Source organism: Ensifer sp. 22521 (assembly GCF_052044795.1).
In the GTDB taxonomy this organism is placed as follows: Bacteria; Pseudomonadota; Alphaproteobacteria; order Rhizobiales; family Rhizobiaceae; genus Ensifer.
On record NZ_JBQENM010000038.1, the window covers coordinates 41364 to 52659 of the forward strand.

The 11296-nt window shown below is 58.5% G+C and carries 10 protein-coding genes and 4 pseudogenes; 6 read left to right on the forward strand and 8 right to left on the reverse strand.

Going from position 1 to position 11296, the window contains the following annotated elements:
• Positions 1-61: 61 nt before the first annotated feature.
• Entirely contained in the window at positions 62-433 is a 372-nt protein-coding gene (locus ACTJKE_RS33645) for a hypothetical protein (protein WP_156437238.1), read from the reverse strand.
• 436 nt (positions 434-869) lie between these two features.
• Between ACTJKE_RS33645 and ACTJKE_RS33650 the strand changes: the two genes are divergently transcribed.
• Positions 870-1208 carry a hypothetical protein gene (locus ACTJKE_RS33650; protein WP_440639332.1) on the forward strand — a complete coding sequence of 113 codons (339 nt, stop codon included), beginning with the start codon at positions 870-872 and terminating at the stop codon, positions 1206-1208.
• A gap of 38 nt (positions 1209-1246) precedes the next feature.
• Here ACTJKE_RS33650 and ACTJKE_RS33655 read toward each other — a convergent pair whose 3' ends face one another.
• Positions 1247-2260 carry a methyltransferase gene (locus ACTJKE_RS33655; protein ID WP_440639334.1) on the reverse strand — a complete coding sequence of 338 codons (1014 nt, stop codon included), beginning with the start codon at positions 2258-2260 and terminating at the stop codon, positions 1247-1249.
• 237 nt (positions 2261-2497) lie between these two features.
• On the opposite strand from ACTJKE_RS33655, the pseudogene ACTJKE_RS33660 reads away from it, so the two are divergent.
• Positions 2498-2828, forward strand: a pseudogene (locus ACTJKE_RS33660) (helix-turn-helix domain-containing protein); the annotation flags it as partial.
• A 246-nt stretch (positions 2829-3074) separates the two neighbouring features.
• Here ACTJKE_RS33660 and ACTJKE_RS33665 read toward each other — a convergent pair.
• Entirely contained in the window at positions 3075-3473 is a 399-nt protein-coding gene (locus tag ACTJKE_RS33665) for a hypothetical protein (RefSeq protein ID WP_058329640.1), read from the reverse strand.
• A gap of 396 nt (positions 3474-3869) precedes the next feature.
• Here ACTJKE_RS33665 and ACTJKE_RS33670 point away from each other — a divergent pair, with 396 nt between their 5' ends.
• On the forward strand, positions 3870-4364 hold the full coding sequence (locus ACTJKE_RS33670) for a YciE/YciF ferroxidase family protein (RefSeq protein ID WP_440639342.1): 495 nt from the start codon (positions 3870-3872) through the stop codon (positions 4362-4364).
• Between the two features lie 1018 nt (positions 4365-5382).
• Here ACTJKE_RS33670 and ACTJKE_RS33675 read toward each other — a convergent pair.
• Positions 5383-5604 (reverse strand): hypothetical protein, encoded by a 222-nt coding sequence (locus ACTJKE_RS33675; protein WP_057252211.1) that lies wholly within the window; start codon positions 5602-5604, stop codon positions 5383-5385.
• Positions 5605-6122: 518 nt separating this feature from the next.
• Here ACTJKE_RS33675 and ACTJKE_RS33680 point away from each other — a divergent pair.
• Positions 6123-6281, forward strand: coding sequence for a hypothetical protein (locus tag ACTJKE_RS33680; RefSeq protein ID WP_197423542.1), 159 nt, complete (start codon positions 6123-6125; stop codon positions 6279-6281).
• Positions 6282-7575: 1294 nt separating this feature from the next.
• Here the strand turns inward: ACTJKE_RS33680 and petA are convergent.
• The 4 genes and pseudogenes from petA to ACTJKE_RS33700 form a co-directional block, all read right to left on the reverse strand.
• Positions 7576-8139 carry a ubiquinol-cytochrome c reductase iron-sulfur subunit gene (gene petA / locus ACTJKE_RS33685; RefSeq protein ID WP_440639337.1) on the reverse strand — a complete coding sequence of 188 codons (564 nt, stop codon included), beginning with the start codon at positions 8137-8139 and terminating at the stop codon, positions 7576-7578.
• Between the two features lie 97 nt (positions 8140-8236).
• Positions 8237-8656 (reverse strand): annotated as a pseudogene (locus tag ACTJKE_RS33690) (hypothetical protein).
• A gap of 193 nt (positions 8657-8849) precedes the next feature.
• A complete protein-coding gene (gene groL, locus ACTJKE_RS33695; protein ID WP_113514194.1) occupies positions 8850-10478 on the reverse strand; it encodes a chaperonin GroEL in 1629 nt (542 codons plus the stop codon).
• Positions 10479-10532: 54 nt separating this feature from the next.
• Positions 10533-10846: pseudogene (locus ACTJKE_RS33700) on the reverse strand (co-chaperone GroES).
• Between ACTJKE_RS33700 and ACTJKE_RS33705 the strand changes: the two are divergent.
• A complete protein-coding gene (locus ACTJKE_RS33705) occupies positions 10826-11008 on the forward strand; it encodes a hypothetical protein (protein WP_156436956.1) in 183 nt (60 codons plus the stop codon). The pseudogene ACTJKE_RS33700 and the gene ACTJKE_RS33705 sit on opposite strands and share 21 nt — an antisense overlap.
• Positions 11009-11206: 198 nt before the next feature.
• Positions 11207-11296 (forward strand): annotated as a pseudogene (locus ACTJKE_RS33710) (heat-shock protein Hsp20); the annotation flags it as partial.

Here is an 11296-nt window from a genome sequence, read left to right on the forward strand (position 1 = left end):
CATCGTGGGTTTTGTTTCGTCCCTTGAGGCCGATTCCGGTGATCGAGACAGTGGGATCTAACTATCTAGTGCAGCAAGGTATCGCCCGCCACTTCGAATGACGAGCGTTGAGCAAAGTCGAATTGCCATCCACCACGAGCCGCAGCGCGTTGTCCAAGGACTGAACCGTCAGGGGTTTGCGTTTCTCCTGATTGCCTTTCGCCGCGGTCAACATATGGCGGTTGGCATTGACGATGCCTCTTTCGCGCGCACGCGCGTTGACCAACTGTTCGAGCGGAATAAGGAGGTGTGGTTCGCCAAGATCGAAGTAAAGCGAAGGATCGTCCGGAAGCCGCGCGAGCGTGGCAGCGATATCCTGATCCAACTTAATCTCCACAACAGCCCCATCAGGCCGGAGAGTGGGATACTTGAGCGACATTTCGTCAGTTTTCATTGCGCACCTCTGGCAGGCTCGTGATGCTTGGCGCTACAGCGAACGGTACTCGTTTGCGATGGGTTTGAACGGATTGAACCGCGGGATGCCAATTGGCATAGGCGCCGCGCTACATTTGTTGCTCCGCGCCTATGTACGCACGCGCTGTCGGGCGCTACGGTAGATCAGATCCGACGATTGCGGTGGTTGGTTCGAGGCTGAACTCAACGCCGCACCCATGCTTTTTGCCTGCTGCTCGGTCAATCTAAACTGCAGTGACGACACATCCGTTCGCTCCGGGTCAACACTGAATTCGACCCTCAGGACGACGTCACCACTGCCGTCTGCGGTGACGGCTTCGGCCTTCCAATCGCTGACGGTTGATACTCGAAGATTTCCCCGTGCGTCCTTGCTCCACTCGAAGATCCTCGATCTGGTACCGGACCGGGATTCGCTGGTGATCGACGCCCAGATCGCCGTTGACGAAATCAGCGATGTCCATCCTGATATGTTGGCCGAGGTTCACCTGACGGCCTACAAGCAGCGTATAACGCCTATGGTGCAGGGCCGCGTCGTCAATGTTTCGGCCGACAGGCTGGTGGATAACCGAACAAACGCGCCATACTATGTGGCGGAGATCAGAATAGACCAGAACCAGCTTTCCGAACTTCCGCAGGTCAAATTATATCCGGGCATGCCGGCGAATGTCATCATCCCGACCGTCGAGCGCACTGCGTTCGAATATCTCGTCGGCCCGTTGACCATGACGTTCAACAAGGCGTTCAGGCAGAAATAGGTTTCAGACAATCAGAACAGCCGGGGTCCGGTTTCCGCTCAGTCGGGCTTAAATCCGACCACCATTGAGTCGGGCCCCAGCAACGGCTCGACGCGTGTGGACACGAAACCGGCGTCGCGCATCCAGGCCTGGCAGTCGGCGCCGGTGTAGTCGAAACCTCCGCGAGTCTCGATCAGCATGTTCAGGCTCATCAGCAGGCCGAAGGCGTTACTGCGGCGCTCGTCGTCGATGACAGCGTCGTAGATGATGACGGCCCCGCCTTTGGGCAGCGCGGCGAAGGCCTTTTCCAGCAGCATCCTCTTTTCGGCAAGATCCCAGTCGTGCAGGATGTGCCCCATCACGATCACATCCGCATGCGGCATCGGGCCATTGAAAAAGTTGCCACTTTGGAAGCGGACGCGGTCAGCGAGGCCCTGCCGGGCGATAAACTCGTCGAATATCGGCTGCACGGCGGGCAGGTCGAAGCCGATAGCCTGGAGATGCGGATGGGCTCGCGCGATGACCATCGGCACCATGCCCTGCGCTGCGCCGACATCGGCGAAGGTCGTGTACTTCGACCAGTCGAACCTGGCTGCGATCGCCTGCGCCGCACCGGCGCTGATCCCGCTCATCGCTTCGAGGAACCCGCGCAGCCGTGCCGGCTCCGCATAGATCGCGGCGAAGAAGTCCTCGCTGTGCTTGGCTTCGTTCTGCGGCTCTCCGGAGTGCAGGGCTTCGGTCAGCGAGCCCCAGAAACCGTAGAGCCGGGCATTGGCCATTTCGAGGATGCCGCCGATATAGGACGGCTTCCCCTTGTCGAGGAAGAGGTCGGTATCCGGGGCATTGCGATAGCGGCCATCCTCGCGTTCGAGCAGCTTCAGGGCCACCAGGGTGTCGAGGAAGTCGCGGGCCGAGCGGGGATGCAGTTTCAGCCTGGCCTGCAGGTCCGGCAGGTCGGCCGGTCCGGCTGCGAGCTCGGTGAAGACGCCGAGCTCGACGGCGCTGAGCAAGGCTTTGGAGGCCCAAAACCCCATACCGAGCTGCATGATGTTGTCCGGCGTCGTTGCGCCCATCGCTCGTCTCCTCGTGGATCGGGTCGTCGAACTGCGCCTGGGATTGGTGCGGAAACCGAAGCGGTCCGCGGCGCTGCGAAGCCGAGGACGTTCCGTCTCGTCGAGGACACCCTGCCAGGAAAATAGAGCGTTTCGCGATGGGGTGCAATTAATCAAGAATCACTAGCTAAGAGCCCAACCACTAAGCGGTAATTCCGACGCCGAACTTCCAAGCGACTTCACGTCGGACAGCGGAGGAGCACCGCAGCACACGTCGTCGCCTTCAATCTTGGCCTTAAATTCATTCCCGTCGATCGACGCCGGCAGAGAGGTCGCAAGACCCCGCTGTTCGCCACCGCTCGGGCCGCCGAGGTGGGGTTGAGGCCGGTATAGTCCTGAAGACGCTCGAGGTCACGACACAGGCAGCGCGGGGGATTGTTGGCGAGCTCGGTATTCGCGAGTGACGGGGAGGGGGAGATTTCGCGCCTGGGACGTGCAGATAGGGGCTTGCCTGGCTATCGGAATGAAATGTCCCAGCAAAATTCATCTGCGCTTCTCTTCCAGCAACGCGTCGGCATACATCACCTAACGGGTTTGACAGCGTTCGATAAGATTGGAGTACTCTGGATCGTTCACAAGCTTCCGCCAAATGAGACCATCGCGCATCGCGTTCCCACCATGAAAAGAAATGGCCCCGAAGGACGACAACGGGGCCAAGCGAGTCTGCCTCGATGGGCTCCGTTAGAGAAGAGCATAAAGCTCGCGGAGCTCAGCCGATGATCCGGCGTCGTGGATCACCGGCAAAGCTAGAACGGCCACTGATCCGGAATGTTCCCTATGCGTCCGGCGGGTACCGAACAGCGTCGAAGTGCTGCTCCTGCCAAATGGCGCTCTCAAACAGCGCTTCTTCGTCATCCAGCCCCTTCGAGAACTGCTCCATGATGTAGCGGGCTAGCCGCTCGGCGCGTTTTCCGTAAGGGGAATTCCGCACCAAACGCACACGCGGTCGAACGTTCGTTGTAGGTACATCAATGTCATCGGGGCTCAGCTGACAAGGCGGCTGGCCTGCAACGTCAAGCATGGAAACCTCCGGGCTTCCGTACGACACAGCATCAGCGTTGGCTTCCGCGACCATCCTCATGTCAAAGCCGACCGATCTGTTCAATAACGCTCGGAACAGCAACAGGACGTTGGCGGTGCTTGGGTTGGCTATCTGCAGCGACTGGGTCGCCAATTGCTCCCCGTGCTTGAGTAGGTTTCAGGCGCGCCGATGCTTCGTTCATGTCGGCGTCCGGTGTGAAAGCATTGGATGGCGGGATCGTGGCCCATGTCGGTTGCCCACGCACGGTGCCTTCCACCAAGCGTCATCGCTAAAGCATCGAGTTTGGCCCGATCGCGTGCCACAAGGATCAGCGAATGAAGCGGTCCCAATCTTCGGCCAACTGGCATTTGACGGCTTCGCCGTTCTTGTGGCCCCAGTCGCATGGCGCACTCTCCAGTTTTGCTCGCGTGCCCAGGGCATGCCGCGCCGCCCATTGTCCCGACTGCCCGGCTTTTAAACATCCGAGCGGGAACGATTTGGCCGCTGGATGCTTTCTCCCCTGCATTTCATCTGCCGAGGAGAGAATTCATGAAAACGCTGGCTGAAATTTTCGAGCATACGCTGCAGGATCTCTATTTCGCTGAAAACGCCATCACAAAGGCGCTTCCAAAGGTCGCCAAGGCAGCAAATAGCACTGAACTGAAGAAGGCGGCCGAGGAACACCTCTCGGAAACGAAGGACCAGATCAAGAAACTCGAGCAGGTCTTCAGGTCAATCGGCAAGACGGCCTCTGGCGAAAAATGCGACGCCATCGAAGGGTTGATCAAGGAAGCGGACGGTTTGATGAAAGAGGCTAAAGGGACCGCATTGGACGCCGGTCTTCTGGCCGCTTGTCAAGCTGTTGAGCACTACGAGATCTCCCGCTATGGCTCGCTGCGTGAATGGGCCAAGGACCTCGGGCACGAAGAGGCTCACAAGCTTCTGAGCGAAATCCTCGATCAGGAAAAGGCGACGAACAACAAGCTCACCAACCTGGCTGTAACGTCGATCAACAAAACCTCGGCGCGGTCTAAGGCAGCCTGAGTAAACGCGGGCGGCTCCGGCCGCCTTTTTTTTGGACCGCTTATGGACCGCGAACTTTGGGACTTCGCACGGCAACTTGATGTCGTGCTTAGCGCGTACGGGAGCGTGGCGTGAACACCGCAAATCTACAGCTTCAAGGTTTGATCATGGCGGTCCGCGTGTCTTGCCGATACGCTGGTGCAGAAGGGTATTTTGTCGCATAGCGACCTTTCGGCGGCACTCGGTGAAGCCGAAAACAGGATCGAGAACAGTATTGACCGTAAGCATCTCCTACGATTTTCCCCATTCGCGTCTTGCTGCTTGCGAACCAGGCAAGCCAAAGCGGACGTAAACTTTCCTTTTCCGAATATGCGGAATTGGTAGGGAAATTGACATAGACGCGTCCGGGGCCGGCGAGTGATCCTAAAAAACGGCCGCCACCCCGATGTAGCTGCGAAGCGTTGGCAATGGCCGCCCAAAGATCCGAGATCGGACTCGGATCGAGAGCCCGTGGCTCGCAGCGGCAAAATTCTGACGTGTTAGAGCTTGAAACCGGCGACGGTCCAGCCGTAGATGGCGCCGTCTGTGAAGTCGAACGCTCAGATGGAGGGCCCTGGATTCTACCCGTTTCGGATCTGGGACCTTTTCTTTTAGCGCCCAGTAACTTCTATTCCCGATCAGGCACTTTAGTCGCTCGCGCTGATCCTTGTCTCGGGTCCATATGAGCGTATGGTGGACAACGGATCGTCAGCCGCAGAACTGTCGAATGCGGCTATCGTGAGGGCGATCCGAAGTCCTAACTAAGCCTCTGCTCGTGAATGGCAGAGGCTCCTCTGTAGGGGCCGACGTGTTGTTTGATCTCATGGCTGGATGCCGCGTAGGGCGTCGTCCTGCTCGTCCGCTGTCTCGTGATTTCCCAGTCACCTTTGCGCCAGCGTCGCCAGTGGAACTTCGCGTCCCTGCTGGCTTAATGCCATCCGGTCCAGCCAAGTACTTCCATTACAGGGTCCTGAACAGTGCTCCGCATGGCAGCCACGATCTAGGCTTCAGCAATAATGATGTCGTCGCGGATCAGCCTCGCCAGCTCGTCTTCGTCGGTCACGCCGAATTCATACCAGTCGATCAGGGATTTGGCAGTTCGACCACCTTCCTGACTATCGGCGCGATGACCGCGCTCGTCGCACCAGTCGCGCAGGATCCGGCGAAGCACGACAATCGTTTCTGAGGTCACCGCCGATTTTGGCCAATCGGTCTTCCACATTGCCACCGCCCCTCTGAATAGCGAACCCTATGCGGACTCTGGCCGGACTCACAAGTTGTGAAATCAAGAGTTTTCTAATGCTGGGCCACGGCCCGAAGATGCTGCTACTCACCGTCCTCGATGCGCTTGGACCTCCGCACCTGTACGGAGGTCCAAGCCATGCGCGCGAATGAAAATGGAGGAATTGCGCGGCAATAAAACCAGCACGATCTCATCTTTAACGTGTGCTTTTTTGGTGCGCAATTTCAAGTATATGATTGCAATTGCTCGTCCCGAAATCAATAAGATTTTATGAACAGTAACTAATCAATTGGGGCTACTCTGGACAGCCGCGTGGATCAGGCGTCCGCCGAAACGCGCGTTGAGAGACAACCGGGAGGAGCTCGAGAAGGTGGTGAGATCCGAGGCAACGGCGGTCGTCGGAGCCAAACTGCCCAGATGAGCGGCGAAATCAGTAGGCGTAAGTCTCACTCAAGCAGAATGGAATATAACCCCTCAATCTTTAGGGGGGGCAGGCGATGATATACGTGTTTGAAGTGGTCGACGAAGCGGGTGCGGTTCGCAACTACGTCGCCAAGTTCATGCGTCGGGAAGCGGACAAGTTGGTCGTAGACTACCGCGGGCTTCAGGTGCGGTTCGCAATCTCCCATATCCGCGACTGGTGCGCCGTAGAATAAGGCAGGATCGCTCCGTTCTGAAGGAACCGCCAGGGGTCTTAAATAATGCCGAGCCGAGGAAGGATTATAGGTCTCATAGCGGAGACTGACGTTCACATCGACGGACTGAGTATACCTCCGGGGTTCTACTCGGCGACGGTGAGAACGTCTCGTTCCTGCCAGCACCGGAAGAAAGCGCCGGAGACCACGTATGAGCTCCATCTGAACGCCCGCGACCTTAAAGCGGTCCGCGGTTTCATCGGAGATGAACGCGGCGCCAGCATGGATGCGACAACAGCCGTCCAAAAGGGATATTTCACCATCGCCTGATGCGAGGTTGCGCCCTTCGGTCAATGCGGATGTTGCCGATCACGCAAGTCAAGTCACCAGCTAGGGAAGTTGCTCTCTTGCTTCCGGTGACGCCCGCTCATCCAGCGCTTTCTCCATCCGAGGTCCCGCTAGCAAGATCGTGGAGGGCTTGGGCCTCCTCTGAGGCATACTCGGCAGACAGAATGATGGTGAGAAACGCAGCTCGGGCAATGTCTTTTTTCGAAGCACTTGGGTGCCTGGCCTTGACGGCCTCAATCAGGGCCTTTGGCTTCATACCCGGGACTGCCAGTTCCCTGATCGTTTCGGAGATGGTTTCGGTCTCGCGAAGCTTCGTCTCTCGCATCGGTACCCCATGTGTTGACGTGCAACACTCATATCCCCGGTACATGAGAGATTTGTGATTTCAGCCCGCTGGACGGGCGGTCGGATATGGCTAAATAAGTGTTGGCCGTCGTCGCGAGATCTCATTGTCGGTGTACGCCGTCCATCTGCCATATCGCTCGTCATCGGTGGTGAACGGAGGCTCGGATGGGCTCCCCGGAAATCGACAAGGACGGACATCTGCTGCCCGTCAAGGTGAGAGCCGACTGTATCGAGCCGTTGACCTCGCAGTCCTAAGCCACGCTTGGTTTTTCAACGTCGATCAATGAGAAACCCCTAAAATTAGAGGGAACAAAGATAGTCAGAGTCCAGAACGAAGGCGCAACCATGCCGATAACGACGCCAACTTCGGCCACAACAAAAAGTCGAGTGAACAAGGAAGGAATACCGACGTGAGGCCGGTCGCAAAGGGCAGCCAACCAGCCTTCGTGAAATGGCGTTGCCCTTGGTGGTTCGATCACGTATTAGCCGCCCTTATTGAGTGACCTTCCCGAACCTGTCCGTGATGTGCAGCGATTTCGGGGCAACCGAACCGTCGCGACGTCGCGGATAACCCGATCGGCGACACGGCACGTGGTGCTCGCGATTGTTGCACTTGCGCGGCTTATCCGATCCGGACAACAGATTCGGATATGAACTCGAAGCGGGGGATCGCGAGGTTCTCCGGTGCGGGCCCCTTGCGGACGCGACCGGCAGTATCATAGTGCGATCCGTGGCACGGGCAGAACCAGCCTCCGAAATCACCCGCCTGCCCTAGAGGCACGCAGCCGAGATGCGTGCAAACCCCGATCATCACGATCCACTTCTCCTTCCCTTTCCCGGCAGAGCGGGCAACATCGGTCGCGTGCTGGTCATCGGCAAGGTTGGCATTCCGAGCCAAGGGGTCCTTGAGATCGTCAAGCGCGGTCGCCCTTGCCGCCTCGATCTCCCTCTGGGTGCGGTTGCGAATGAAAACCGGGCGACCGCGCCATTTGACGGTCAGTGACATACCCTCGACGAGCGAGGATACGTCCACCTCGATAGAGGCCATCGCGCGCGTCGACGCGTCAGGACGCATCTGATCGATGAATGGCCAGGAGGCGGCCCCAACACCCACTACCCCTGCCATGGCTGTCACCAGATAGAGAAAATCGCGTCGGGTGGGTTCTCGCGTCTCATCCATAGTCATCATGCTGCGGCCCTGCCAAGCCTTGCTCGCCCTGGGGGATAGGGGGAGACAAGCGGTTCTCCCGGCAACCTCCGAGGTGCCCAGATGTAAGAATGGCTCACAATTTTACATCGCCATCGTGAGTATTGGAACGTCGGAACTCGTGACCCAGGCGGTCCTTCAAGGTTACCGCAATCTCGCCGGCGTCCGCGACGACGTGATGATTGGTGAGGATATAGCCTCTGTTGGCATCAACAATGAGGCCGGAGCCCGCGCTCAGCCGCTATTGCTGCTCAGGCAGGTCGAAATAGCAACGGAAGAAGGGATCGTTGTAAAGAGGATTGGTTTCGGCGGAAGCGCGAGACCTCACTGCAATGTTGACGACCGCCGGCGTGACGTCCTCCAAGACATCAGCGAGCGAGGGTTGAGTGCCGGTCGACATCGCCGACTGCGGCCGCGCCGCGGGAAGCGGCGCTGGAACCAGTATGAGGACGGAGTGCGGCGAATACGCCAGCATATTCGACGAACGCGTGGTCATTTTTGGGGCCGAACTGTTCCTCCTTCGGTGCACGGGCGAGGCTTGGGTAAAGCCCCCCGGAGTCACGATTTTGGCTCCTGCCAAACCAGCACCAGTTCGACAAACGCCGCGCCGATTCAAGCGCAATGCATCTCTTACTTCGCAAGTCTATCCAAAGCCCACGCCCCGTGGGGGCGCGGACCTATCATTGCAGTCAGAAGTCCATGCCGGCTGCCGGCATCGGCGGGAGCGGTACATCCTTCTTCGGCTTCTCGGCGACCATGGCCTCGGTGGTGATCAGCAGGCCGGCGACCGAGGCGGCGTCCTGCAGCGCGGTGCGAACGACCTTGACCGGGTCGATCACGCCTTGATCGTAAAGATCACCGAACTCGTTCGTTTGCGCGTTCCAGCCATAGCCAAATTCGGTCCTCTCGCGCAGCTTGCCGACAATGATCGAGCCTTCGGCACCCGCGTTCTCGGCGATCTGGCGCACCGGCGCCTCGATCGCGCGGCGAACAAGGTCGATGCCGTGCCTCTGGTCGGCATTCTCGGTCTGCGTGTTGTCCAGTGCCTTGACGGCTCTCAGCAAAGCGACGCCTCCGCCGGGCAACACGCCCTCCTCGACGGCCGCCCGCGTGGCATGCATGGCGTCGTCGACGCGGTCCTTGCGTTCCTTCACCTCGACCTCGGTCGAGCCGCCGACGCGGATGACGGCAACGCCGCCAGCAAGCTTGGCCAGCCGCTCCTGCAACTTCTCGCGATCGTAGTCCGATGTGGTTTCCTCGATCTGCGCCTTGATCTGCGAAACGCGGCCCTGAATCTCCGTCTTCGAGCCAGCGCCGTCGACGATCGTCGTATTTTCCTTCTCGACAACAACCTTCTTGGCACGGCCGAGCATATTGAGGGTCACGTTTTCGAGCTTGATGCCCAGATCTTCAGAGACTGCGGTGCCGCCGGTCAGGATTGCGATGTCCTCCAGTATGGCCTTGCGGCGGTCGCCGAAGCCTGGCGCTTTGACAGCAGCGATCTTGAGGCCGCCGCGCAGCTTGTTGACGACGAGGGTTGCGAGCGCCTCGCCTTCGACATCCTCGGCGATAATCAGCAGCGGCTTTCCAGATTGAACACCCGCTTCAAGAACCGGCAGTAATGTCTGCAGGTTCGAGAGCTTCTTCTCGTGGATCAGGATGTAGGGTTCCTCGAGCTCAACCCGCATCTTGTCCGGGTTGGTGATAAAATATGGCGAGAGATAACCGCGGTCGAATTGCATGCCTTCGACGACCTCCAGCTCCGTCACCGCGGTCTTGGCTTCCTCGACGGTGATCACCCCCTCGTTACCGACCTTTTCCATCGCTTCTGCGAGGAAGCGGCCAATCTCGATGTCCCCATTGGCCGAGATGGTGCCAACCTGGGCGATCTCGTCGTTCCTGGTGACTTTGCGGGCGTTCCGCCGCAGTTCCTCGACCACAGCTTCGACAGCTTTGTCGATACCGCGCTTGAGGTCCATCGGGTTCATGCCCGAAGCCACGGCCTTCGCGCCTTCCTTGACGATCGCCTGGGCGAGAACGGTTGCGGTGGTGGTGCCGTCACCAGCGATATCGCTGGTCTTCGACGCCACTTCCCGCACCATCTGTGCACCCATGTTCTCGAACTTGTCCTCAAGCTCGATCTCCTTGGCGACAGTGACGCCGTCCTTGGTGATGCGGGGCGCGCCGTATGACTTGTCGATCACCACGTTACGGCCCTTCGGACCGAGCGTAACCTTGACAGCATTGGCGAGGATGTCGACGCCGCGCAGCATCCTTTCGCGGGCGTCGGAATGGAATTTCACTTCCTTGGCAGCCATTTTTCTACTCCTTCCTCAGTCAGCATTCCTTGTTGGCATAGGTCCGAATTGGCACTACGCCGCATTGCTCGCTGCGGCGTCGACCTCCATTACGCCCATCACCTCAGATTCCTTCATGATCAGACATCCTCGCCATTGAGCTTGATCTCGGTGCCCGACCATTTGCCGAACAGGACGCAATCACCCACTTTCACTTCGAGTGGTCGCAGCTGCCCGCTTTCATCGCGCGCACCAGAGCCAGCGGCAACGACCTCACCTTCCTTTGGCTTTTCCTTTGCCGTATCTGGGATGATGATACCGCCGGCCGTTTTTTCCTCGGCCCCGATGCGGCGAACCAGGATACGGTCATGCAAGGGACGGAACGTCATTTCGCTCGCCTCATCGACAACCAGATTTTTCAACAAGTGTTCCGCGCCGCATTCGGAGCGAAACCGACGCGGGACGCCGAGCCTTTCGGCATCGCGCGCATTTCGATCTGGTTCCTGTTTTTTGAGTTTCAAGAGAGGGTCAAAAATTTTTTAGCACTCTAGCCTGTTGAGTGCTACCGGCATGAATTCATGAGAGTATTTCACGTCGCGGGCGGTTTGGAGGGTAGGGCTGCCTCTTGACGCAAGGCATCATGATCCCCACCTTATTCTTGTCGATGCCCAAGTGGGTTGACACCAGTCAGGGAGCCCAAGCTTCTTGGCGCTCCCTCGTACCTATGTTGCTCTACGGAGGATATAGCTATGAGAACAAACCCCGACTTTTCCCCCTTCTACAGGTCGAGCGTCGGCTTCGATCGCCTCTTCGACCTGCTCGAAAACGCCAGCCTCAAC